This window comes from Mycobacterium colombiense (assembly GCF_003284935.1).
Classification (GTDB): domain Bacteria; phylum Actinomycetota; class Actinomycetes; order Mycobacteriales; family Mycobacteriaceae; genus Mycobacterium; species Mycobacterium arosiense_A.
On record NZ_QMEV01000018.1, the window covers coordinates 58,112 to 81,152 of the forward strand.

Annotated in this window: 23 protein-coding genes; 13 read left to right on the forward strand and 10 right to left on the reverse strand. The window is 70.0% G+C overall.

The genetic code is table 11. The features are described 5' to 3' along the window. Window positions 1-3: 3 nt before the first annotated feature. On the forward strand, window positions 4-1,068 hold the full coding sequence (gene dapE, locus DQP57_RS11295) for a succinyl-diaminopimelate desuccinylase (RefSeq protein ID WP_112633058.1): 1,065 nt from the start codon (window positions 4-6) through the stop codon (window positions 1,066-1,068). Here dapE and DQP57_RS11300 read toward each other — a convergent pair. Beyond that, window positions 1,065-3,191, reverse strand: a complete 2,127-nt coding sequence (locus tag DQP57_RS11300) for an AAA family ATPase (RefSeq protein ID WP_165821799.1) — start codon at window positions 3,189-3,191, stop codon at window positions 1,065-1,067. The two genes, dapE and DQP57_RS11300, sit on opposite strands and share 4 nt — an antisense overlap. Window positions 3,192-3,279: 88 nt before the next feature. Here DQP57_RS11300 and DQP57_RS11305 point away from each other — a divergent pair, with 88 nt between their 5' ends. The 7 genes from DQP57_RS11305 (at window position 3,280) to DQP57_RS11335 (ending at window position 9,035) form a co-directional block, all read left to right on the forward strand. Further along, window positions 3,280-3,843 (forward strand): TIGR00730 family Rossman fold protein, encoded by a 564-nt coding sequence (locus DQP57_RS11305; RefSeq protein WP_112633059.1) that lies wholly within the window; start codon window positions 3,280-3,282, stop codon window positions 3,841-3,843. Between the two features lie 75 nt (window positions 3,844-3,918). Next, window positions 3,919-5,703: a long-chain-acyl-CoA synthetase FadD6 gene (fadD6, locus tag DQP57_RS11310; RefSeq protein WP_112633060.1), complete on the forward strand. Its 1,785-nt coding sequence runs from the start codon at window positions 3,919-3,921 to the stop codon at window positions 5,701-5,703. Window positions 5,704-5,818: 115 nt separating this feature from the next. After that, window positions 5,819-6,694 carry a dihydropteroate synthase gene (folP, locus tag DQP57_RS11315; protein WP_165821800.1) on the forward strand — a complete coding sequence of 292 codons (876 nt, stop codon included), beginning with the start codon at window positions 5,819-5,821 and terminating at the stop codon, window positions 6,692-6,694. Continuing rightward, window positions 6,691-7,698, forward strand: coding sequence for a glucosyl-3-phosphoglycerate synthase (locus DQP57_RS11320; RefSeq protein ID WP_112633061.1), 1,008 nt, complete (start codon window positions 6,691-6,693; stop codon window positions 7,696-7,698). The genes folP and DQP57_RS11320 overlap by 4 nt, the downstream gene beginning before the upstream one ends. 59 nt (window positions 7,699-7,757) lie before the next feature. After that, complete coding sequence (locus DQP57_RS11325) at window positions 7,758-8,117, forward strand: DivIVA domain-containing protein (protein WP_112633062.1); 360 nt, start codon at window positions 7,758-7,760, stop codon at window positions 8,115-8,117. Then, window positions 8,114-8,695, forward strand: a complete 582-nt coding sequence (locus tag DQP57_RS11330; RefSeq protein ID WP_112633063.1) for a DNA-3-methyladenine glycosylase I — start codon at window positions 8,114-8,116, stop codon at window positions 8,693-8,695. Before DQP57_RS11325 ends, DQP57_RS11330 begins: the two co-directional genes overlap by 4 nt. Window positions 8,696-8,861: 166 nt before the next feature. Further along, window positions 8,862-9,035: a DUF3117 domain-containing protein gene (locus tag DQP57_RS11335; RefSeq protein WP_003878471.1), complete on the forward strand. Its 174-nt coding sequence runs from the start codon at window positions 8,862-8,864 to the stop codon at window positions 9,033-9,035. 29 nt (window positions 9,036-9,064) lie between these two features. Here DQP57_RS11335 and glgA read toward each other — a convergent pair whose 3' ends face one another. Continuing rightward, a complete protein-coding gene (gene glgA / locus DQP57_RS11340) occupies window positions 9,065-10,237 on the reverse strand; it encodes a glycogen synthase (RefSeq protein ID WP_112633064.1) in 1,173 nt (390 codons plus the stop codon). Window positions 10,238-10,407: 170 nt separating this feature from the next. Here glgA and glgC point away from each other — a divergent pair, with 170 nt between their 5' ends. Continuing rightward, window positions 10,408-11,622, forward strand: coding sequence for a glucose-1-phosphate adenylyltransferase (glgC, locus tag DQP57_RS11345; protein WP_112633065.1), 1,215 nt, complete (start codon window positions 10,408-10,410; stop codon window positions 11,620-11,622). Here the strand turns inward: glgC and DQP57_RS11350 are convergent. The 6 genes from DQP57_RS11350 to DQP57_RS11375 form a co-directional block, all read right to left on the reverse strand. Further along, window positions 11,619-13,313, reverse strand: coding sequence for a CocE/NonD family hydrolase (locus tag DQP57_RS11350; protein ID WP_430918863.1), 1,695 nt, complete (start codon window positions 13,311-13,313; stop codon window positions 11,619-11,621). The two genes, glgC and DQP57_RS11350, sit on opposite strands and share 4 nt — an antisense overlap. A gap of 29 nt (window positions 13,314-13,342) precedes the next feature. Further along, window positions 13,343-14,017, reverse strand: coding sequence for a methyltransferase family protein (locus DQP57_RS11355; RefSeq protein ID WP_112633066.1), 675 nt, complete (start codon window positions 14,015-14,017; stop codon window positions 13,343-13,345). 7 nt (window positions 14,018-14,024) lie between these two features. Next, window positions 14,025-15,668, reverse strand: a complete 1,644-nt coding sequence (locus DQP57_RS11360) for an ABC transporter permease (RefSeq protein WP_205869096.1) — start codon at window positions 15,666-15,668, stop codon at window positions 14,025-14,027. Then, window positions 15,665-16,618 carry an ABC transporter ATP-binding protein gene (locus tag DQP57_RS11365; RefSeq protein ID WP_112633067.1) on the reverse strand — a complete coding sequence of 318 codons (954 nt, stop codon included), beginning with the start codon at window positions 16,616-16,618 and terminating at the stop codon, window positions 15,665-15,667. The genes DQP57_RS11360 and DQP57_RS11365 overlap by 4 nt, the downstream gene beginning before the upstream one ends. Next, complete coding sequence (locus DQP57_RS11370; RefSeq protein WP_112633068.1) at window positions 16,608-17,246, reverse strand: TetR/AcrR family transcriptional regulator; 639 nt, start codon at window positions 17,244-17,246, stop codon at window positions 16,608-16,610. The genes DQP57_RS11365 and DQP57_RS11370 overlap by 11 nt, the downstream gene beginning before the upstream one ends. Window positions 17,247-17,359: 113 nt before the next feature. Further along, entirely contained in the window at window positions 17,360-18,028 is a 669-nt protein-coding gene (locus DQP57_RS11375; protein ID WP_112633069.1) for an O-methyltransferase, read from the reverse strand. Window positions 18,029-18,229: 201 nt separating this feature from the next. Here DQP57_RS11375 and sigE point away from each other — a divergent pair, with 201 nt between their 5' ends. The 4 genes from sigE (at window position 18,230) to tatB (ending at window position 21,593) form a co-directional block, all read left to right on the forward strand. Beyond that, window positions 18,230-19,000 (forward strand): RNA polymerase sigma factor SigE, encoded by a 771-nt coding sequence (gene sigE, locus DQP57_RS11380; RefSeq protein ID WP_112633070.1) that lies wholly within the window; start codon window positions 18,230-18,232, stop codon window positions 18,998-19,000. A gap of 111 nt (window positions 19,001-19,111) precedes the next feature. Further along, window positions 19,112-19,504: an anti-sigma E factor RseA gene (rseA, locus tag DQP57_RS11385; protein WP_205869097.1), complete on the forward strand. Its 393-nt coding sequence runs from the start codon at window positions 19,112-19,114 to the stop codon at window positions 19,502-19,504. Between the two features lie 161 nt (window positions 19,505-19,665). Next, a complete protein-coding gene (gene htrA / locus DQP57_RS11390; RefSeq protein ID WP_112633072.1) occupies window positions 19,666-21,177 on the forward strand; it encodes a serine protease HtrA in 1,512 nt (503 codons plus the stop codon). Beyond that, the gene (tatB, locus tag DQP57_RS11395; protein ID WP_112633073.1) at window positions 21,177-21,593 is read left to right on the forward strand and encodes a Sec-independent protein translocase protein TatB; all 417 of its coding nucleotides are present in this window, start codon (window positions 21,177-21,179) and stop codon (window positions 21,591-21,593) included. The genes htrA and tatB overlap by 1 nt, the downstream gene beginning before the upstream one ends. A gap of 35 nt (window positions 21,594-21,628) precedes the next feature. On the opposite strand, the gene DQP57_RS11400 is transcribed toward tatB, so the two are convergent. After that, entirely contained in the window at window positions 21,629-22,786 is a 1,158-nt protein-coding gene (locus DQP57_RS11400; RefSeq protein ID WP_112633074.1) for an Mrp/NBP35 family ATP-binding protein, read from the reverse strand. 58 nt (window positions 22,787-22,844) lie between these two features. Continuing rightward, window positions 22,845-23,041 (reverse strand): hypothetical protein (locus tag DQP57_RS26995; protein WP_205869098.1); only part of this gene is annotated, 197 nt, incomplete at its 5' end.

Below are 23,041 nucleotides of genomic sequence, written 5' to 3' on the forward strand. Positions count from 1 at the left end.
CCCGTGCTGGACTTACCCGGAGATCCGATCGCGCTCACCGCCGCGCTGGTCGACATCCCCAGCGAATCGAGGGACGAAGCGCGGCTGGCCGACGAGGTCGAGGCCGCGTTGCGGGCCCAGACCTCCGGGTTCGAGATCGTCCGCAACGGCAACGCCGTGCTGGCGCGCACCCACCACCAGCGGCCGTCGCGGGTGCTGCTCGCCGGGCACCTGGACACCGTGCCGGTGGCCGGAAACCTGCCCAGCCGCCGCGAGGGCGGCGACCTGTACGGCTGCGGCACGGCGGACATGAAATCCGGCGACGCGGTTTTCCTGCATCTGGCGGCCACCGTGGCCGACCCGGTGCACGATCTCACGCTGGTGATGTACGACTGCGAGGAAATCGACGCCGCCGCAAACGGATTGGGCCGCATCGAACGCGAGCTGCCCGAGTGGCTGTCCGCCGATGTCGCCATCCTGGGCGAGCCGACCGGCGGCTACATCGAAGCCGGCTGCCAGGGCACCCTGCGGGTGGTGGTCAGCGCCACCGGGACCCGCGCCCATTCGGCGCGATCCTGGTTGGGGGACAACGCGATTCACAAGCTGGGCGCCGTGCTGGAACGGCTGGCCGCCTACGAGGCGCGCAGCGTCGACATCGACGGTTGCGTCTACCGCGAGGGCCTGTCGGCCGTGCGCATCGACGGCGGCGTGGCCGGCAACGTCATCCCCGACGCGGCCGCGGTGACCGTCAATTTCCGCTTCGCGCCGGACCGTTCGTTGCCCGACGCGCTGCAACACGTGCATGACGTGTTCGCCGGGCTGGACGTGCGCATCGAACAGACCGACGCGGCGGCCGGTGCGCTGCCCGGGCTGTCCCAACCCGCCGCCAAGGCGCTGGTCGAGGCGGCCGGCGGCAACGTCCGCGCCAAGTACGGCTGGACGGACGTGGCACGGTTCGCGGCCGTGGGCATACCGGCGGTCAACTTCGGGCCCGGCGATCCCAACCTGGCGCACAAGCGCGACGAGCGGGTCGCGGTCGCCAACATCACCGCCGCGGTGGACGTGCTGAGGGGCTACCTGAGCGGCTAGGCCTTACCGCCGCCACACCGTTGCGCCTGGGCGGCCGCGTCGGCGGCCGCCGCGTGCATGCCGATCGACGTCAACTCGTCCGACACCGCCCGCAGCCCGGCGCCATCGCCGGCGGCCAGCGCGCGGGCGTGGGACAGCGCGAGCCTGCCTGCGACGCAGTCGATCTCGTCGCATAGCCGGCCCAGGGGATCGGCGGCCCGGACGTCGCCCAGCCGCACCGCCTCGTGCCAGACCCGCAACGCCACCCCCCGCTGCCCGCCGCGTTCGGCCAACCGGGCGGCGTCGCGCGCGGCGGCCACCGCGCCATGCGTGTCCCGCACCAGGGCCAGCCGCCACGCTCGCGCCACCCCGAGCTCGGGCGCGAACAGTGCGGACTTGGTGCCGTGGCGGGATTCGGCCCGGCTCAACGCCTTTGCCGCCGCGGCGGTATCGCCCCGCTGGGCCAGCGCGGTGGCCAGCAGTGTCAGTGACAACGGACCCCACGAATAACCGGTGCGCTGTAAGGTGGCGGCAGCCGGACCCAATAGCTCTGCCGCGGAAGCGAATTCACCACCGGCGATCAGCACGTGCGCCAGCAGCACCTCACCGATCGCGCGACCCGGCTGCTGCAGCTCGGCGAAATCGGTGAACTGCTGCGCGAGCTGGCGCGCCTGGTCGGGCCGGCCCGCCATCAACAGCGCGGTGGTCTGCCCCAGGCCGATGGTGAAGCGCAGCAGCCCGGGATGTTCGGCGCCCAGGGCCCGCTGCGCCAGCGGCTCGACATCATCGAATCGGCCCTCGCGCGCCGAGCACAATGCGGCCGCACTGGCCGCCCAGGCCACCGCCTGGTCGTCGGCCGCCGGCGACGCGAGGACGTCGCCGGCGACCTTCACCGCGTGACCGACGTTGCCGGCGTTCATCGCGAACGTCGCGCTCAGCGCGTCCAGGGTGGTGCGCAGGCCGGTATCGGTGACCCGGTTGCGCACCGTTCGCAGGAACGCGGTGGCGCGCTCCGGTTCGCTCAGCATCCAGAATTGGTTCGCCGCCCGCAGCAGCGCCCAATCCATCAGCGCCGCTTCGGTCAGCGCGCTGGAGTCGACATCGGCCAGCACCGCGTCCGCCTCGCGGCCGCGGCCCTGCCACGCCAGGGCGTGCGCCAGCGCGAGCCGCGCCGCCAGCCCGCCGGACCGCTGCAGCGCCGACCGGGCCAACCGCTCACCCAGCGCCAGGTCGCCCAGCCGCAGCGCCTGCTGCGCGGCGGCGGAGACGTCGGCGGTCCGCGGCAAAGTATCGCTGTCCAGCGCCAGCGACACCAGCCGCAACCGGTCGCTGAGGTGGTCGGACGGCCGCCGCTCCAGCAGCGTGACCAGGTCGGTGCGTCGATGCCGGGCGTCGTCGGGATCCAGCGCGGCCCGCGTCCGCTCGGCGAACAGCGGATGGGCGGTGTAGACCACCGGATCGTCGGAGGAACCGCCGCGCGCCCGGGTCTCGGCCGCGCCCCACGCCACCGCGTCGGCCACCGCGCCGTCACCGGCGAGCGCGGTCAGATCGGCGACCGACAGCGGCTCGGCGACGGCCAGATACTCCAGCACCGACCGCGCCCCGGTGGGCAGCTCGGCGAGGAACGCGTCGATCTCCGCCGGGGTGGTCGCCCCACCCGGCGGCGCGATGTCGATCCGGGTGAGCAGGTCGTCGCCCCACAGCGCCGCGACCGCCTCGGGAGCGGAATCGGCGCGGGCGGTGACGATGAGAAGTCCGGCGCCGTCCCGCGCCAGCTGGTACACCAGCGTGGCCGACAACACGTCCAGGTGGTGGGCGTCGTCGACCACGAGCAGCAGGTCGTCACCGCCCAGCGACGCCCGGGCGGCCCGCAGCAGCGCGGCCGGCTTGCCGAGATCGGCGATCTCCACCAGGTGGCTGAACGCCCCGAACGGAACCGCGCGTTCGGTCGGGGTGCCGGTCACCCAGCGGAGGAGCGTGGCGGGATTGCGCTCGGCAAAACGCTCGGCGGCCACCCGGGCCAGCGTGGATTTGCCGACGCCGTCGGGCCCCACCACCACCGCTCCGCGCGCCCCGCCGGCCAACGCCGCATCGAGCCGCTCGGCGGCCGTCGCATGTCGGGGGACGTTCCATCGAATCGGCACCGCCGAATTTTATGGCGCGCGACCCGCGCGGCAGGGCGAAAGCCCCACATATGACGGGCTGTAGGCGGTTGGTCTACCTTTGGCGGATATGCCCGGCGAACCCGATTCATCAGGCGAGTGGTCGGTCTGCGTGTACTGCGCATCCGGCCCGCAGCACCCCGAATTGCTCGGCGTCGCTACGGAACTCGGCGAGGCGATCGCCGAGCGCGGCTGGACGCTGGTGTGGGGCGGCGGCCGGGTCTCGGCGATGGGTGCGGTCGCGACGGCCGCGCGCGCCCGCGGCGGCCGGACCGTCGGCGTCATCCCCAAGATCCTGATGCGCCGCGAGATCGCCGACGCGGACGCCGACGAGCTGATCGTCAGCAACACCATGCACGAGCGCAAGCAGCTCATGGAAGACCGGGCCGACGCGTTCGTCGTCCTACCCGGTGGCATCGGCACCCTCGACGAGTTGCTCGACTCCTGGACGACGGGCTTCCTGGGCCTGCATGACAAACCCATCGTGCTGCTGGACCCCTTCGGCCACTACGAGGGGCTGTGGACCTGGTTGTGCGGGTTACTGGACAGCGGCTACGTCTCGCAGGTGGCGATGGACCGGTTGGTGCTGGTCGACAAGGTCAGTGCGGCGCTGGACGCCTGCGCGCCCGCCTGAGGCCGCCGCCCGGTTTGCCACCCCTATTAGGCTGTCCGCCGAGCTTGACTTTGGAAAACGAATCGAGGGGATCACGTGTCCGATCGTGACGGGGGAGCGCGCACGGCGGTCAAACTGACCGACGTCGCATTTCGGGCGCCGGCCGTGCTGGCCGACCTGCCGGTGATCGTGCGCGGCGCGATGACCGGGCTGCTGGCCCAGCCGGGCTCGAAGAAATCGATCGGCACGGTGTTCGCCGACCGGGCCGCCCGCTACGGGGACCGGATCTTCCTGCGGTTCGGCGATCAGCAACTGACCTACCGCGACGCCAACGCCGCCGCCAACCGATACGCGGCCGTGCTGGCCGCGCGCGGTGTCGGCCAGGGCGACGTCGTCGCCATCATGCTGCGCAACTCGCCGCAGACCGTGCTGGCCATGCTGGCCGCGGTCAAGTGCGGCGCGGTGGCCGGCATGCTCAACTACCACCAGCGCGGCGAGGTGCTCGCGCACAGCCTGGGCCTGCTGGACGCCAAGGTGCTCATCGCCGAGGCCGACCTGGTCAGCGCGGTCGCCGAGTGCGGCGGCGCGGGCAGCACCGAGACGCTGACCGTCGAGGACCTGGAGCGGTTCGCGGTGAGCGCCCCGGCCACCAACCCGGCGTCGGCGTCGGCCGTGCATGCCAGGGACACCGCCTTCTACATCTTCACCTCCGGCACAACCGGTTTCCCCAAGGCCAGCGTGATGACGCACCTGCGGTGGCTCAAGGCGCTCGCGGCGTTCGGCGGCATCGGGTTGCGGCTGAAGAGCTCCGACACCCTCTACTGCTGCCTGCCGCTGTACCACAACAACGCGCTGACGGTGGCGCTGTCCTCGGTGATCAACTCGGGCGCGACGCTGGCGCTGGGCAAGTCGTTCTCGGCGTCGAAGTTCTGGGACGAGGTGATCGCCAACGAGGCCACGGCGTTCATCTACATCGGCGAGGTGTGCCGGTACCTGCTCAACCAGCCGGCCAAGCCCACCGACCGCGCGCACAAGGTGCGGGTGATTGCCGGAAACGGCCTGCGCCCGGAGATCTGGGACGAGTTCACCAGCCGGTTCGGCATCGCCCGGGTCTGCGAGTTCTACGCCTCCAGCGAAGGCAATGCCGCGTTCATCAACGTCTTCAACGTGCCCCGCTCCACCGGCGTCTTCCCCATGCCGCTGGCCTACGTCGAGTACGACCCCGACACCGGCGCCCCGCTGCGCGACGACAACGGGCGGGTGCGCCGGGTGCCGGCCGGCGAGCCCGGTTTGTTGCTCAGCCCGGTCAACCGGCTGCAGCCCTTCGACGGCTACACCGACCCCGAGTCCAGCGAAAAGAAGTTGGTGCGCAACGCCTTTCGTGAGGGCGATTGCTGGTTCAACACCGGCGACGTGATGAGCCCGCAGGGGCTGGGTCACGCCGCGTTCGTCGACCGGCTCGGCGACACGTTCCGCTGGAAGGGTGAGAACGTGGCCACCACGCAGGTCGAGGCGGCGCTGTCGTCCGACGGGCACGTCGAGGACTGCACGGTCTTCGGCGTCGAGGTGCCGCGCACCGGCGGCCGCGCCGGGATGGCCGCGGTCAAGCTGCGCGAGGGCGCCGAGTTCGACGGGAAGTCGCTGGCCCGCGCCGTGTACGAGCAGCTGCCCGTCTACGCACTGCCGCTGTTCGTGCGGGTGGTGGAGTCGATCGAGCAGACCACCACCTTCAAGAGTCGCAAGGTGGAGCTGCGTGAGCAGGCGTACGGCCCCGACGTGAAGGACCCGCTGTACGTGCTGGCCGGGCGCGACGAAGGCTACGTGCCGTACTACGACGAGTACCCCGACGAGGTAGCCGACGGTAAGCGGCCGAAGGGCTGAGCGTCCCGTTCCCGCCGAGTGTGCGCCTAGCCGCACGTTCGGCGTGGAGTGTGCGGCTGGCCGCACACTCGATCCCCGGGCCGCATCCGGCGCGGTGACCGGGCACCATAGACGTGTGCATTCGAGCTTCTGCGGCCGCCCGGTCGCCGGCGATCGCGCGCTGATCATGGCGATCGTCAACCGCACCCCGGACTCGTTCTATGACCGGGGCGCGACGTTCAGCGACGAGGCCGCCAGGGCGGCGGTGCATCGGGCCGTCGCCGAGGGCGCCGACGTCATCGACGTCGGCGGGGTCAAGGCCGGGCCCGGTCAAGAGGTCGACGCCGACACCGAGATCGCCCGGCTGGTGCCCTTCATCGAGTGGCTGCGCGACGCCTATCCGGATCAGCTGATCAGCGCCGACACCTGGCGCGCCGAGGTGGCCAAGGTGGCCTGTGCGGCCGGTGCGGACCTGATCAACGACACCTGGGGCGGCATCGACCCGGCGCTGCCGGAGGTGGCCGCGGAGTTCGGCGCCGGCCTGGTGTGTTCGCACACCGGCAACGCGCTGCCGCGCACCCGCCCGTTCCGGGTGAACTACGGGACCACCACCCGCGGCGTGGTCGACGACGTCATCGCCCAGGTCACCGCGGCCGCCGAGCGGGCGGTGGCGTGCGGTGTGGCCCGTGACCGGGTGCTGATCGACCCGACCCACGACTTCGGCAAGAACACCTTTCACGGGCTGCTGCTGTTGCGCCACGTGGGCGATCTCGTGAACACCGGGTGGCCCGTGCTCATGGCTTTGAGTAACAAGGACTTCGTCGGGGAGACTCTGGGGGTGGAATTGACCGAACGCCTCGAGGGGACGTTGGCGGCGACCGCGCTGGCGGCCGCCGCCGGTGCGCGGATGTTCCGCGTCCACGAGGTCGCGGCCACCCGCCGGGTGCTGGAAATGGTGGCCTCGATCCAGGGGACGCGCCCGCCGACGCGCACGGTGCGGGGGCTGGCATGACGGCCTCGGACCTGGTCGCCGGCGATCTCGCCAACGGCAGGGTGCATGCCGCCCGGCCCGGCGACGTGTGGCTGGCCAACGACAGGCGGAACCGTCCGGGCTGGACCATCGCCGACCTGGAGGCCGCGAAGGCCGGGCGGACCATCTCGGTGGTGCTGCCCGCCCTCGACGAGGAAGACACCATCGCGTCGGTGATCGAGAGCATCTCACCGCTGGTAGACGGGCTGGTCGACGAGCTGATCGTGCTGGACTCCGGCTCCACGGACGACACCGAGATCCGGGCCGTCGCCGCCGGCGCCCGCGTCGTCAGCCGCGAGCAGGCCTTGCCCGAGGTGCCGATACGCCCCGGGAAGGGCGAGGCGTTGTGGCGCTCACTGGCGGCCACCAGCGGCGACATCGTGGTGTTCGTCGACTCCGACCTGATCAACCCGCACCCGATGTTCGTGCCGTGGCTGGTCGGCCCGCTGCTCACCGGCGACGGCGTGCACCTGGTCAAAAGCTTCTACCGACGGCCGCTGCGGGGCAGCGAGCTCAGCGACGTCGGCGACGTCGGCGGCGACGTCAGCGCCACCGGCGGTGGGCGGGTCACCGAGCTGGTCGCCCGGCCGCTGCTGTCGGCGCTGCGGCCCGAGCTGGGTTCCGTCCTCCAGCCGCTCGGCGGGGAGTACGCCGCCACCCGGGAACTGCTGACCTCGGTGCCGTTCGCGCCGGGCTACGGCGTGGAGATCGGCCTGCTGGTGGACACCTTCGACCGGCTGGGTCTCGAGGCGATCGCGCAGGTCAACCTCGGGGTGCGGGCGCATCGCAACCGGCCGCTGGCCGACTTGGGCGTGATGAGCCGCCAAATCATCGCGACCCTCCTCTCGCGCTGCGGGATCCCGGACTCCGGCGTCGGGCTGACTCAGTTCGTCGCCGACGGTCCCGAGGGGCACGGCTACACCCAGCGCACCTCGCCGGTGTCGCTGGCGGACCGGCCCCCGATGCAGGCGATCAGACCGCGGTAGGCCCGCGGCGGGTCACGCTGGCCGCCGCGGTGTCGGTGGCATAGGGCAGTATCGATCCCGTGGCGTTGGTGTTGCTGTACCTGGTGGTTCTGGTGCTGGTGGCGATCGTCCTGTTCGGCGCGGCCAGCCTGTTGTTCGGTCGCGGCGAGCAGCTGCCGCCCTTGCCGCGGGGGACGACGGCCACGGTCCTGCCCGCGTTCGGGGTGACCGGCTCCGACGTCGACGCGGTCAAGTTCACCCAGGTGCTGCGCGGCTACAAGACCAGCGAAGTGGACTGGGTGCTGGACCGGCTCGCGCGGGAGCTCGAGGCGCTGCGCGGCCAGCTGGCGGCCGTGCACGCCGCGCCGGCGGCCGGGACCGAGGCCGAAGGCGAATCCGGGGAACCCGACGACGGCGAGGATCGTCAGGACTCAATGTGAGTGAAGACGAGCTGGTTCGCTGCAGTTGGGCGACCGTGCGGCCGGGACCCGATTTCGAGCTCTACCGCGACTACCACGACCGCGAGTGGGGCCAGCCGGTGCGCGACGGGGTCGCGTTGTTCGAGCGGATGAGCCTGGAGGCCTTTCAAAGTGGCCTGTCGTGGCTGATCATCCTGCGGAAACGGGAGAATTTCCGGCGCGCGTTCGACCGCTTCGACATCACGGCGGTCGCCGAATACACCGATGCCGACGTGCAGCGGCTGCTGGCCGACCAGGGAATCGTGCGCAACCGGGCCAAGATTGAGGCGACGATCGCCAATGCGCGGGCCGCCGCCGAACTGGGAAGCGCGGCGGACCTGGCCGACCTGCTGTGGTCGTTTGCGCCGTCGCCGCGATCCCGGCCGGCCGACCCGGCCGAAATCCCCTCGGCCACTGACGAATCGAAGGCCATGGCGCGTGAGCTCAAGCGGCGCGGGTTCCGCTTCGTCGGGCCCACCACCGCCTATGCGCTGATGCAGGCGACCGGGATGGTCGACGACCATATCCGCGGTTGCTGGGTGCCCGCGGCGGCCCGCTGAGCGCACAGGAGTGGGTCTTTGTACAAGTGATGACCTGGATAGGGAACAATGGGGGGGTGATAAGGCAGTTCGATGCCGGGCATGGCTTGAAGTTCGCTGGCGGGGCTTGCTCGGTGCCGACCAGGTCCGCACGGGCGGGCCAGCTCGAATCTGGAGGGAGTACTCGATGGCGGCGATGAAGCCCCGGACCGGAGACGGTCCTCTGGAAGCAACAAAGGAGGGGCGCGGCATCGTGATGCGGGTACCACTTGAGGGAGGCGGTCGGCTGGTCGTCGAACTGACGCCGGACGAAGCCGCCGCCCTCGGTGACGAACTCAAGGGCGTCACGAGCTCCAGCTAGGGCTTGCCGCCGAACGGATGTCGGCGGCGCTACGCACACACCTTCCGATAGATCTCCAGGGTCTGCTCGGCGACGTGGGCCCAGGAGAACTCCTCGACGCAGCGTTGGCGTCCCGCCTTGCCGTAGCGCTGCGCTTTGTCGCGGTCGGCGATCAGCTCGTTGACCGCCTCGGCCAGCCCGGCCTGATAGCCCCGAGCGTCCTCGGGGTCGTAATGCACCAGCGTCCCGGTGACCCCGTCGGCGACCACCTCCGGGATTCCGCCGACATCGGAGGCCACCACCGCGGTCGAGCAGGCCATCGCCTCCAGATTCACGATGCCCAGCGGCTCGTACACCGACGGGCACACGAAAACCGATGCGGCCGACAAAATTTCGCGTAGCTCCCCGGTGGGCAGCATCTCGCGGATCCAGAACACCCCGCTGCGACTGCGGGACAGGCCGGCCACGGCGTCGCGAATCTCGTCGGCGATCTCCGGGGTGTCGGGTGCGCCGGCGCACAACACCACCTGCGCTTCCGGGCTGAACCGGTGGGCGGCCGCCACCAGGTGGGCCAGCCCCTTCTGCCGCGTGATCCGACCGACGAACACCACGATGGGCCGGGCCGGATCGACGCCCAGTTCGGCGAGCATCGATCCGGTTTGCATCGGCCCGGCCGGGTACCAGACGTCGGTGTCGACGCCGTTGCGGATGACGTGCACGGCGCTGGGATCCAATGCGGGATAGACGCGCAGGACGTCCTCGCGCATCGCGCTACTGACCGCGATGACGGCATCCGCGGCCAGCACGGCGGTCTGCTCGACCCAGCTCGAGATCCGGTAGCCGCCACCGAGTTGCTCGGCCTTCCAGGGGCGCAGCGGCTCGAGCGAATGCGCGGTCAGCACGTGCGGAACCCCGTACAGCAACGCGGCCAGATGCCCGGCCATGCCGGCGTACCAGGTGTGCGAATGCACCACGCTGGCTTCCGATGCCGCGTTGGCCATCATCAAATCGGCCGACAGGATCGACATCGCCGCGTTGGCGCCCTGCAACCGCGGGTCGGGCTGGTGCACGTGCACTCCCTGGGCGCCGGGGCGCGGCGCGCCCATGCAATGCACGTCGACCGCGCACAGCCGGCGCAGCTGGGCGACGAGCTCGGTGACGTGTACCCCCGCGCCCCCGTAGACCTCCGGTGGGTACTCCCGCGTCATCATCGCGACCCGCATACCCGCACGGTAGTTCGCGAACGAGGCCCGCCGCGAGGCGGGTGGGCCACAAAGTCGGGGCGATCGTGGGAGCGTGCGCGGCCAAATACCTTGACGGACAGCCGCACAGAACTTCGCCAATCGACCGTTCCCCCTGGCAGCCCTTCGCCACGGCCGATAGGTTTGACACCATGAGGGAAGCGCCACACGTGCTGGGCATCGTCCTGGCCGGCGGTGAGGGCAAGCGGCTGTATCCGCTGACCGCGGACCGCGCCAAGCCCGCCGTTCCCTTTGGCGGCGCCTATCGGCTGATCGACTTCGTCCTGTCCAACCTCGTCAACGCCCGGTATCTGCGCATCTGCGTTCTCACCCAGTACAAGTCGCATTCACTGGACCGTCACATCTCGCAGAACTGGCGGCTGTCCGGCCTGGCCGGTGAATACATCACGCCGGTGCCCGCGCAGCAGCGCCTCGGCCCGCGCTGGTACACCGGCTCGGCCGACGCGATCTACCAGTCGCTCAATCTGATCTACGACGAAGACCCCGACTACATAGTGGTTTTCGGCGCCGACCACGTGTACCGGATGGACCCCGAGCAGATGGTCCGGTTCCACATCGACAGCGGCGCCGGCGCGACGGTCGCCGGCATCCGGGTGCCGCGCAGCGAGGCCACCGCGTTCGGCTGCATCGACTCCGACGAGTCGGGCCGCATTCGCAACTTCGTGGAGAAGCCGCTCGATCCGCCGGGGACCCCGGATGACCCCGAGCAGACGTTCGTGTCGATGGGCAACTACATCTTCACCACCAAGGTGCTCATCGACGCGATCCGCGCCGACGCCGACGACGACCACTCCGATCACGACATGGGCGGTGACATCATCCCGCGCCTGGTCGCCGACGGGATGGCCGCCGTCTACGACTTCAACGACAACGAGGTGCCCGGGGCCACCGACCGCGACCGGGCCTACTGGCGCGACGTGGGAACGCTGGACGCCTTCTACGACGCGCACATGGACCTGGTGTCGGTGCACCCGGTGTTCAACCTGTACAACAAGCGCTGGCCGATCCGCGGTGAGTCGGAGAACCTCGCGCCGGCCAAGTTCGTCAACGGCGGTTCCGCGCAGGAGTCGGTGGTGGGAGCGGGCAGCATCATCTCGGCGGCCTCGGTGCGCAACTCGGTGCTGTCGTCCAACGTGGTGGTCGACGACGGCGCGATCGTGGAGGGCAGCGTGATCATGCCCGGCGCCCGCGTCGGTCGCGGCGCGGTGGTGCGCCACGCGATCCTGGACAAGAACGTCGTCGTCGGGCCGGGGGAGATGGTGGGCGTGGACCTGGAAAAGGATCGCGAGCGCTTCGCGATCAGCGCCGGCGGCGTAGTCGCGGTGGGCAAGGGCGTCTGGATCTAGCCCGGTATCTCCGGAATCAGCAGTTGGGCGTCGCGCTGCGCACCCCAGTGCAAGGTGATGCGACCGCGCGGCGAGCCCTGGTACCACGCCGGAAACTGGCCGGTGAGTGGGTTTCTCGGAGACAGCCAGCGACCGGCGATCACCAACCGCAACTGTTCGCCCGCGCGGAACAACGTCGCCGACGGGCCCAGCTCGACTTCGACCTCGGCCAGCTCGCCGGGCGAGAGCGGTCGCGCGGCGGTTCCCGTGCTGACGGGTTCGTCCGGCCGGGTCCCGGAATCCAAGGCGCGCAGCGCGATCCGTTGCCATCCGGTGGTCACCCGATCGCGGCCGTAGCCGTAGGAGCCCTCGAATCCGACGAACCGTCGCCCGAACCGGCCGCGGCGCCACTTTTCCACGCCGACGAAGAGATTGGCGTCGTCACAGCCGCTGAGTTCGACCCACAACCGGGCCACCATATGACCGGTCAGCTCGACGTCCTCGGGCACCGTCCAGACGAAAGATGCTGCGCCGCAACGTGTGCCGAAGTCGACGCGGCCGGAATCGGCTGACGGCTCGGGCGTCAGCGTGTCAGCGTCGCTCAGATACATTGCGCGCCAACGGGTGCGGGCCAGCGGCCATTCGGCTTCTTCGCGCACCGCGGTGACGGTGTCGCGGTCCTCGCGCACTTCCAGGCGCACACTGCGGGAGCCCGGGACGCCATCGAGCACATCGCGGAAGAACTTCAGCTGCTCGCCCAACGCCGCTTCGGAGTAGAAGGTCGCCCACTTGCCGCCGCGATGGGTGTACAGCCGGGCGTGCTCGGAGCCGGCGTGTACGAAGGCCCGCATCGAACCGCGGCTGTGCAGGTTGTTGTCCGAGAAGCTGCCGCAGACGAGCATCGGGACCTTGATCGCCGACAGGTCCGGCGCCAGCGAGCGCCAGAACTCGTCGCGCAGCGGGTGTTCCTGTTGCATCCGTGCGAGGTCGTAGCTCTGCCGGGTGTCGCGACTGAGGTTGCGCGACCACAACCGGCTGAAGCCGATCTCGTGCACGCCGCCGGGAAACATCAGGTCGCGGTAGGCGTCGGTGAAGCCCTCCCACGGGCAGATCGCCCGCAGCGCGGGTGGCTGCAGCGCGGCGACGGCGTACTGGCTGATGGCCAGGTAGGAGACCCCGAGCATCACCACGTTGCCGTCGCACCAGGGCTGTCCGGCGATCCACTGCACCAGGTCGTAGGTGTCCTGCGCTTCCTGGAGAGACAACAGGTTCCCGGTGCCGTCGGAATGGCCGCAGCCGCGCGCGTCGGCGTTGACGACGACGAAGCCGCGCGCGGTCCACCATGCCGGATCCGGTGCCTCCCAACCGGTCAGGGTGGAAAAGGTCACCGGTTGCGGCTGACGAATCATGCGGTACTGCATCGAAAACGTGGTCTTGTTGCCGCGGCGGGTCGGCAGGTGGTCCTTGCCGTAGGGGTGAATGCTCAGGATCACCGGCCGCGCCTCGTCGCCGGCCGCCCGAAAGACGTTGATCCGCAACAGCGTTCCATCGCGGACCGCGACGGCCACATCGCGCTCGAGGCGCAGATCGGCGGGTGGGTCGGTGACGGTGACGGGCGGGCGGGCGATGCCGCGAATCCGGTTCCACGCGTACCGCAATGCGCCGGGGCGCCGCCATGGGCGGTCCCGGGCGGGCGGCCGACTGCCCAGCACGCCCCTACCCTAAGCGGCCGATCCGGCGGCTACCAGAGGTAGGGCACCAGCCGGTACCGGACCCGTTCGGCGTATTCGCGGTAGCCGGGCAGTTCGTGGTTCAGCAGCTTTTCTTCGTCGAAGATGCGCAGCGTGAGCACCAGGGTGCCGGGGATGACGAAGAGCAGTCCCCAGTAGGAGCCGAGCGCCAGGGGGATACCGATCATCATGATGACATTGCCGACGTACATCGGGTGGCGCACGAATCGGTACAGGCCGTTGGACACCACCGTCTGGCCCGTTTCCACGGTGACCGTGGCCGCGGCATAACTGTTCTGGACGATCACCAGCATGGCGATGCCGAGCCCCGTCGCCACCAGGACATCGCCGAGCACCGAGAGCCAGGGCGGCACCGACGACCAACCGAACCGGTGATCGAGCGCGCTGAACACCATGGTCGCGAACAGGCCCACAAACGAGCCGGTGATGATGAACTTTTGCGCCTTGCGGGGTTCGGCCCGCGGGCCCGCCCGCATGCGGCGCTGCAGCGCCGCGGGATTGGTGCGGCCCAGGTACACGGTGGGGACGATGGTGGCCACCGTGAACACGGCAATGAAGAGCCAGGCCTGCCAGTAGTGCAGCGTGCCCGCCGGTAGCAGCAGGATCAAGATCCACGAGAGGATGCCCCAGATGGAGGTCGCCGTCACCCGGATTCCGGTTTTCATCGCGCTCCTAGCTGCGTAGATCGCGGCGCCGAAAAGCCATGGCACCCAGAATCATCAACCCTACGTCGATGGCCAGTAGCCATAACAGTGGTACGACGGTGAAATCTGAGCCGATCCGCGGGATGTGCGCGAACGGTTCGGCGTCGAGCAACCATTGCGAGAACCCGGCCAACGACCCGATCAGGTACAGGGCGACGAAGCCGACCAGCACCGCCCAGGCCACCGGCGTCAGGCGCGGCGCGACGCCGAACACGCAGACCGTCACCGCCGACAACAGCCACACCGCCGGCAATTGGACGGCCGCGCTCGCCACGACCATCGGCAGCTTGGCGGCGACATCGCCGGACGCGACGCCGTAGACGACACCCGCGGTGAGTCCGCTGGCCAGCATCGCCACCGCCGAGCCGCCGAGCGCCGTCACCAAATGGCTTGCCAGCCAACGGGTTCGCGACACCGCGCCGGCGAGCACCGTTTCGGCTCGCTGACTCGACTCTTCCTGGTGCAACCGCAGGGTCAGCGAAACGGCGAACGCGGCGGCCACCATGCCCGTCATGGTGAACGCGACGGCGATGAACGCCTCCTCGATCGCGCTGGTGCCGCCCATCCGCGCCACGACGTCGCGCGCCACCCCGCTGTCACCCAGCTCGTCGCCGATGCCGTGCGCCACGCTGCCGATCAGCAGGCCATACAGGCACAGGCCCGCGGACCACAGCACCAGCGCGGCGCGGTCCAGCCGCCACGTGAGCCCGAGCGAGTTGCCCAGCGCCGGTGCGGCCTCGGCGGGACCCGGTCGTTCCGCGATGAGCCCGGCGCCGACGTCACGGCCGGCCAGCAGCCGATACGCCACCAGGGTCAGCGCAGCCGTCGTCACCAGGTGCAGCACCAGCACCCACCACCGATCGCCCGCATAGGGCTTGACCTGCAACGACCATCCCAGCGGCGACAGCCACGACAGCGTGCCGTCGCCGGCGTCGCCGACGGCGCGCAGGGTGAACGCCGCACCCAGGACGGCGAACGCGGTGCCGCGGGAGAACCGGGCGCTCGGCGACAACTGCGCGGCCACCGCGGCGACGGCGGTGAACACGAGGCCAGAGCAGGCCAGCGCCGCCCCGAAGGCCAGCGACCCGGCGGCCGGGACGTCGGTGCTCAGCAGCCCGGCCGCACCGATGGCCCCGGTGGCAACCGACGCGCCGAACGACAGCAGCAGCGCGGCGCTCAGGGCGGCGTAGCGGCCGATCGCGGTGGAGTCCACCAGCTCGGTCCGCCCGTTCTCCTCGTCGGCGCGGGTGTGCCGGATCACCGTGAGGATGACCGCCACCGCGATCAGGACGTGAAACATTCCGGCCTTCCAGACGCCGACGGCGCCAAGGCTGTCGTTGTATACCCTGCCGTACAGGGCGCGTTGGGCCGGGCTTGCCATGATCGAGGCCACGAACCCGGCGCGAGCGGAGGCGGCGGGGTAGACCTTCTCGATGCTGCCGACGTACACGGTGGCCAGGGGCACCGACAGCAGCAGTACCCATAGCGGCATCGAAACCCGGTCGCGGCGCAGGTACAGGCGCAGCATCGACAGCGTTCCGGTGAAGGGCGAACCGCCAAGGGGCGCAGGCGATGCCGACGCGAACGGCCGGTCCAGGGTGGTGGTGCTCATGACAGCGAGACCTTTGCCGCATCGCGTCCGTGCCGGCCGTCGCCGCCCGAGGTGTCGTAATGGCGCAGGAAAAGCTCCTCGAGGGTCGGCGGCTGGCTGACAAGACTGCGCACCCCGGCGTCACCGAGCACGCGGATGAGCTCACCGAGGCTTTCGCTGTCGACCTGGGCGCGCAGCGTATTGCCGTCGACGCTGACGTCCTCCACGCCTTTGATCCGCCTGAGATCACCGGGATCGCCGGTCATTTCGGCCTTGATCGAGGTGCGGCTCAGGTGCCGCATCGAGCTCAGCGACCCGCTTTCGATGGTCTTGCCGGCCCGGATGATCGTCACGCGTTCGCACAGCGCTTCCGTCTCGGCCAGGATGTGGCTGGACAGCAACACCGTCGCGCCCCGGTCGCGGGCCTGCGCCACGCACTGCTGAAACACGTTCTCCATCAACGGGTCCAGCCCGCTGCTCGGCTCGTCGAGGAGCAGCAGCCTGGCGTGCGACGAGAAGGCCGAGATCAGCGAGACCTTCTGGCGGTTGCCCTTGGAATAGGTGCGCGCCTTCTTGTGCGGGTCCAGGTCGAAGCGCTCGATCAGCTCGGCGCGGCGGTTCTTGTCGATGCCGCCGCGCATGCGGGCCAGCAGGTCGATGGTCTCGCCGCCGGTCAGTGACGGCCACAGCGTCACGTCGCCTGGCACGTAAGCGATGTGGCGATGCAAGGCGACGGCCTGGGTCCAGGGGTCGCCGCCGAGCAGCCGCACACTGCCGCCGTCGGCTTTCACCAGACCCAACAGGATGCGGATCGTCGTCGACTTCCCGGCGCCGTTGGGCCCGAGGAACCCGTGGACTTCTCCCTCCCGCACCGTGAGGTCCAGGCCGTCCAGCGCCCGCACCGCACCGAAATTCTTCGTGAGACCACGGATCTCGATGGGGGCGAATCCGTCGGCGTTCTCAGTTGGCATCAGATCCTCCTTGATCTTCGGCGGCCAGGAATGCGTCGTACATGGTCCGGTCGGTCAGCAGTCCTTCGGTGTAGACCTCGAGCGCGGGCAATATCATGTCGCGCGAGTAATCACGCAGCACCGCACGCAGATCCGTTGGCGTTTCATGCATTTGGATGTAAAGCAGGAAGCCACCGCCGCCGGTGATGGCCAGGTACCTGGCCCGCGCCTTGGGGTCTCGGCTGGGTTTGATCGTCCCGGCGCGCACGCCCTCTTCCATGTATTCCTCGGCGTTGTCAATCATGCGGCGCCACAACATGTTTGCCAACTCGCCGCCGGTCTGCATGCTGCGCATCAGATACGCCATCAACGGGGCGTACTCCTCGATCTCGGCCATCTGGGCGAACCAGGTGGCGGGATCGTTGGATCGCAACGCCTCCGACTTGGTGCCGCGGATCGTCTCGGCGATGTGGTCCTCGCACGCCTTGCGCAGGCCCTCCTTGGACCCGAAGTGGTGGATGACCAGCGCGGCACTAACACCGGCCGCCTCGGCGATGGAGCGTAGGCCCACGCCGAACCCGTGCTCGCCGAACTGCTCGATGGCCGCGTCTCTGATGCGGGCGGCGGCCGTCAGGTCGGCTGAACGCATGTTCAGTAGACTAAACACTCGTTCAGTCCGTCGTCAAGGACGGCGCGCGTCAAGAATTCATAAAGATCCGACCGCCCCGAAAAGCCCTGCTCGAAGGTGGCGGCCGGTACCGATCAGTCGCGAACGGCCGCAAGGATGCCGTCGCCGAGCGGCACCAGCGCCGGGGTGAGCCGTTCGTCCTCGGCGATCAGGCGGGCCGCCTCGCGCACCGCGGCCACCTCGGCGTCGCGGGCGGCCGGATCGCCTGCCCGCCCGCCCAGCGCGGCGCGGTGCACCACGATCACGCCGCCCGGGCGCAGCAACCGCACGCCCTCGACGACGTAGTCCGGTTGGTCGATCGGGTCGGCGTCGATGAACACCAGGTCATACGACGCGTCGGCGAGCCGGGTGAGGACCTCCTGGGCGCGGCCACCTATCAGCCGGGTGCGCGACGGACCGATGCCGGCCTCGGTGAACGCCTGCTTGGCCAGCCGCAGGTATTCGGGCTCGAGGTCGATCGTCGTCAGGACGCCGTCCTCGCTCATGCCGGACAACAACCACAGGCCGCTGACGCCCGCGCCGGTGCCCACCTCGGCGATGGCCTTGCCACCGCTCAGCTTGGTCAGCAGGCTCAGCAACGCGCCGACCGCCGGCGTCACCGCGCCGGCGCCGATGTCCACGGCCCGCTCGCGCGCGGCCGCCAACAGCGCGTCTTCCGATATCGAGCTTTCGGCGTGTGCGACGAGCGACTCGGCCCGGCTGGGCGCTGTCTGGCCGGGGGCTTCTGCGTCGGTGCCGTCCATGCCCGCAGCGTATTCCACTTCGCCGCGCAGTCCGGCAGGCGCGCCTGATTCCCATTGTGGTGACACGCCCAACGGGCCCGACGCGTTTAAGGTCACTGCGCGCTGGATATCTCCTGCACAGCGCAGGTAACGATCCGGTTTCTCAGGTTCAGCTCAGACTGTTCATATACCGCACATACTCCGGTACGCGACGGTAGCCCTATGGATCGCGGAGGGCGTTGGACCGGGAATACCGACTGGGAACTACCTGTTGCCGCCAGTGACGAAGTGTCACTGCTCGTCACACCCGATTCGGAGGATTCGATCATCACCACGCTTCTCGGCCCGTCCAGCATGTCGCACGCGCAGGGTGTCCCCGCGGACGAGTGGGTGGAGCCGTCCGATGCGCCGCACGGCACCGCGGTATTCGACGCGACCGGAGACAAGGCGGCCATGCCGTCGTGGGACGAGCTGGTGCGCCAGCACGCCGACCGGGTGTACCGGCTGGCTTACCGGCTTTCGGGCAATCAGCACGACGCCGAGGACCTCACCCAGGAGACCTTCATCCGGGTCTTCCGGTCGGTGCAGAACTACCAGCCGGGGACGTTCGAGGGCTGGCTGCACCGCATCACCACCAACCTCTTCCTCGACATGGTGCGGCGGCGCTCGCGGATCCGGATGGAGGCGCTGCCCGAGGATTACGAGCGGGTGCCCGCCGACGAACCCAACCCCGAGCAGATCTACCACGACTCGCGGCTGGGCCCCGACCTGCAGGCCGCGCTCGATTCGCTGCCGCCGGAATTCCGCGCCGCCGTCGTGCTGTGTGACATCGAAGGCCTGTCCTACGAGGAGATCGGCGCCACGCTGGGCGTCAAACTGGGCACCGTGCGCAGCCGCATCCACCGCGGCCGCCAGGCGCTGCGGGACTACCTCGCCGCGCACCCCGATCACGACGCCGTGCGCGCCCGCGTAACCACCCGACCGCCCGCCTAACGTTCGGGCAGCTATTCAGCGGCTTTGCGGTCTTACCCTCGGTATCGCGCGACCTGTCGCGCTACATTCGACATAAGGCGGCAATAAGAAATGAATGGCGAGGAGTTGGTGATGCCCGATCGTGGACATGTGTTCCGCCGCGCGTTCTCCTGGCTCCCCGCTCAGTTCGCCTCCCAGAGTGACGCGCCCGTCGGCGCACCGCGCCAGTTCGGCTCCACCGAGCACCTGTCCGTCGAGGCGATCGCGGCGTTCGTCGACGGCGAGCTGCGGATGAACGCGCACCTGCGCGCCGCGCATCACTTGTCGCTGTGCGCCCAGTGCGCGGCCGAGGTCGACGACCAGAGCCGGGCGCGCGCGGCGTTGCGCGATTCGCGGCCCATCCGCATCCCCAGCACCCTGCTCGGCATGCTGGCCGACATTCCCTACGAAGCGCCCGAGGACTCCTCCGTGGCCTCCGACCGGTTCGCGGACCGTGACGGCCGCGAGCGGCGTAGGCGCCGGTAGCGGATCAGCGCCCGCGCGCTCGAGGCGTCCCGCGCGCGCGTTCATGCCGACCAACGGCGCGCCATGGATACTAGGGTGGACACGGACAACGCCGGTGCCGCGTGTTTCGCCCGGCAAAGGCCCGTCTCGAGCGCTCAAGCAGAGGATCCAAAAGGGACAACGTGACCTCCGACCAAGGCTACGACCAAGCAAAAGACAGCGGCAACCGCTTAGCGCCGCGCCCCATCTCGCGCCCGCCGGTCGACCCCGCGTCGCGCCGGGAGTTCGGTCGTCCCGAGGGGCTGCGCGGGTCGTTCCTGGCCGAACGGGTCCGCCCGCAGAAGTACCGCGACCAGGCCGAATTCCGGCCGAGCAACCGACCGGCCGACCCCGTCCTGCAGGAGGCGTTCCACCGGCCGGACGGCAGTCCCGACTCGCTGCAGCGCCACCCGGTGGACGCCAACGCACTGGCCACAGAGAAGAACGGTGTCGGGCCCGACGAGGTCGACGATCCCTGGCGCGACCCGGGTGCCGCGGCGGCGCTGGGCACGCCGGCCGTGCCGCCCTCCCGATCCGGCACCGCGCTGGGCTACGGCGGCAAACTGGGCGTGCGCGACGTGTTGTTCGGCGGCAAGGTGTCCTACCTCGCGTTGCTGATCCTGCTGCTGATCGCGCTGGTGATCGGCCTGCTCGGCGGTGTGATCGGTCGTAAGACGGCCGAGGTCGCCGAGGCGTTCACCACCTCGAAGGTGACGCTGTCCACCAGCGGCAACGGCGAGGGCCCGGCCGGCCGGTTCGCCAAGGTGGCAGCGGCGACCGCGGGCGCCGTGGTGACCATCGAGTCCAAGAGCGACCAGGAAGGCATGCAGGGCTCCGGCGTCGTCATCGACGGCCGCGGCTACATCGTCACCAACAACCACGTCATCTCCGAGGCGGCCAACAACCCCAGCCAGTTCAAGACCACCGTGGTGTTCAACGACGGCAAAGAGGTCCCGGCGAACCTGGTCGGCCGCGACCCCAAGACCGACCTGGCCGTACTGAAGGTCGACAACGTCGACAACCTGTCGGTGGCGCGCCTCGGTGATTCCGACAAGGTGCGGGTGGGCGACGAGGTGCTGGCCGCGGGCGCGCCGCTCGGGCTGCGCAGCACCGTCACGCACGGCATCATCAGCGCGCTGCACCGGCCGGTGCCCCTCTCGGGCGAGGGCTCGGACACCGACACGGTGATCGACGCGCTGCAGACCGACGCGTCGATCAACCACGGGAACTCCGGCGGTCCGCTCATCGACATGGATTCCCAGGTGATCGGAATCGACACCGCCGGTAAGTCGTTGTCCGACAGCGCAAGTGGGCTGGGCTTCGCCATTCCGATCAACGAGGCCAAGCAGGTCGCCCAGACGCTGATCAAGGACGGCAAGATCGTGCACCCGACGCTGGGGGTCAGCACCCGGTCGGTGAGCAACGCGATCGCCTCCGGCGCACAGGTGGCCAACGTCAAGGCTGGCAGCCCCGCGCAAAAGGGCGGGGTGCTGGAGAACGACGTCGTCGTCAAGGTCGGTAACCGCAAGGTCGCCGACGCCGACGAGTTCGTCGTCGCCGTGCGGCAGCTGACCATCGGTCAGGACTCGCCGATCGAGGTCGTCCGCGACGGCCGGCATGTCACGCTGACCGTCAAACCAGACCCCGACAGCTGATGTTCGGCAGCCTGAGCTGGGAGCACATGCTCGTCCTCGTCGTGGTCGGGCTGGTGGTCCTCGGGCCCGAGCGGCTGCCGGGTGCCATCCGGTGGACGTCCAACGCGCTGCGTCAGGCGCGCGACTACCTCAGCGGGGTGACCAGCCAGCTGCGCGAGGACCTCGGACCCGAGTTCGACGACCTGCGCGTTCCGCTGAGCGAACTGCAGAAGCTGCGGGGCCTGACACCGCGTGCGGCGCTGACCAAGCACCTACTGGACGGCGACGACTCGTTTCTGACCGGAGCGTTCGACAAACCGGCCAACGGCGCCCCGCCGCAGACCCCCCATCCGGCCCCGCCCGCCGCGAACGGCCAGGCGCTGGCGGCCGAACAGCAGTCCGGCGCTCACACGCCATTCGACACCGACGCGACCTGAAAACGCGGCTCAAAGCCTGGCGGTCGTCGCGGTCCTCAGCGCCGGGTCGGGTCGAGCCCCAGCGATACGCCGGCAAGCCCGCGCTTGCGTGACGACAAGCTGTCGGCCACCCCGCGCAGCGCCTTGCCGACCGGCGAATCGGGAGCGCTCAACACCAGCGGCGTGCCGGAATCGCCGGCGGCCACCAGCTCGGGATCCAGCGGGATCTGCCCCAGCAGCGGCACGTCGGCGCCCACCGCGCGGGTCAGCCGCTCGGCCACCTGCCGGCCGCCGCCCTCGCCGAACACCTGCAGCGTCGAGCCGTCGGGCAGGGTGAGGCCGGACATGTTCTCCACGACCCCGACGACGCGCTGACGGGTCTGCAGCGCGATGCTGCCGGCCCGCTCGGCGACCTCGGCCGCGGCCAGCTGCGGCGTCGTCACCACCAGGATCTCGGCGTTGGGGATCAGCTGCGCCACCGAGATGGCGATGTCACCAGTGCCCGGCGGCAGGTCGAGCAGCAGCACGTCCAGATCGCCCCAATAGACGTCGGCCAGGAACTGCTGCAGCGCCCGGTGCAGCATCGGCCCGCGCCACACCACCGGGGTGTTGCCCTCGGTGAACTGGGCAATCGAGATCACCCGCACGTCGTGCGCGATGGGCGGCAGGATCATCGACTCGACCTGGGTGGGCCGGTCGGTGGTGCCCATCATGCGGGGGATCGAATGGCCGTGGATGTCGGCGTCCAGCACACCGACCGACAGGCCGCGGGCCGCCATCGCCGCCGCCAGGTTGACCGTGACCGTCGACTTGCCGACGCCGCCCTTGCCGGACGCGACCGCATACACCCGGGTGAGCGAATTCGGTTGCGCGAACGGGATAACGGGCTCGCGGGCATCACCGCGCAACTGCTTGCGCAACTCGGTGCGCTGCTCGTCGTTCATCACGTCCAGGGTGACTTTGACCGCGCCGGTCCCCGGGACGTCGGAGACCGCCTGGCTGACGCGGTCGCTGATCTCGGTCTTCTTCGGGCAGCTGGCCGTGGTCAGGTAGATCGCGACGTGCACCGCGCCGTCGGGCTCGGTGTCGATGCTTTTGACCATCCCGAGTTCGGTGATCGGACGCCGCAGTTCGGGGTCGATCACCTTGCCCAGGGCGGTGCGGATAGCCGCGTTCAGGTCGGCTGCTGAATCGGAAGGGTCATGGCGGGACATCACCGCCGAGTGTATGCGCCTGCGACGACGCCGTTTGGGGGCGACCCGCTGCGTCCGGTCAGGTGGCCGGACCGACTCCAGGTTGCTTGGGCTTGGCAGCGCCGGGCGCCGCGCCCGACGGGCCGGCGGGCTTGGGCGCCGGTGCGGCTTGCGAGGGTGCGGCGGCCGGGGGCGCCGGCGGGGGACCCGCATCCGGGGGCGGCGCCCCGAACGGTGGTGGCGCGACCGGCCGCGGGGAAATCGCCGGCGGTGTTC

Coding starts and splice junctions, on each gene's coding strand:
- DQP57_RS11335 (WP_003878471.1), top strand. CDS start 8,862: ATGGCGGCGATGAAGCCCCGGACCGGAGACGGTCCTCTGGAAGCAACA.
- sigE (WP_112633070.1), top strand. CDS start 18,230: ATGGATCGCGGAGGGCGTTGGACCGGGAATACCGACTGGGAACTACCT.
- DQP57_RS11305 (WP_112633059.1), top strand. CDS start 3,280: ATGCCCGGCGAACCCGATTCATCAGGCGAGTGGTCGGTCTGCGTGTAC.
- DQP57_RS11355 (WP_112633066.1), bottom strand. CDS start 14,017: ATGAAAACCGGAATCCGGGTGACGGCGACCTCCATCTGGGGCATCCTC.
- DQP57_RS11360 (WP_205869096.1), bottom strand. CDS start 15,668: ATGAGCACCACCACCCTGGACCGGCCGTTCGCGTCGGCATCGCCTGCG.
- DQP57_RS11365 (WP_112633067.1), bottom strand. CDS start 16,618: ATGCCAACTGAGAACGCCGACGGATTCGCCCCCATCGAGATCCGTGGT.
- glgA (WP_112633064.1), bottom strand. CDS start 10,237: ATGCGGGTCGCGATGATGACGCGGGAGTACCCACCGGAGGTCTACGGG.
- DQP57_RS11375 (WP_112633069.1), bottom strand. CDS start 18,028: ATGGACGGCACCGACGCAGAAGCCCCCGGCCAGACAGCGCCCAGCCGG.
- tatB (WP_112633073.1), top strand. CDS start 21,177: ATGTTCGGCAGCCTGAGCTGGGAGCACATGCTCGTCCTCGTCGTGGTC.
- glgC (WP_112633065.1), top strand. CDS start 10,408: ATGAGGGAAGCGCCACACGTGCTGGGCATCGTCCTGGCCGGCGGTGAG.
- rseA (WP_205869097.1), top strand. CDS start 19,112: ATGCCCGATCGTGGACATGTGTTCCGCCGCGCGTTCTCCTGGCTCCCC.
- DQP57_RS11370 (WP_112633068.1), bottom strand. CDS start 17,246: ATGCGTTCAGCCGACCTGACGGCCGCCGCCCGCATCAGAGACGCGGCC.
- DQP57_RS11320 (WP_112633061.1), top strand. CDS start 6,691: ATGACGGCCTCGGACCTGGTCGCCGGCGATCTCGCCAACGGCAGGGTG.
- DQP57_RS11400 (WP_112633074.1), bottom strand. CDS start 22,786: ATGTCCCGCCATGACCCTTCCGATTCAGCAGCCGACCTGAACGCGGCT.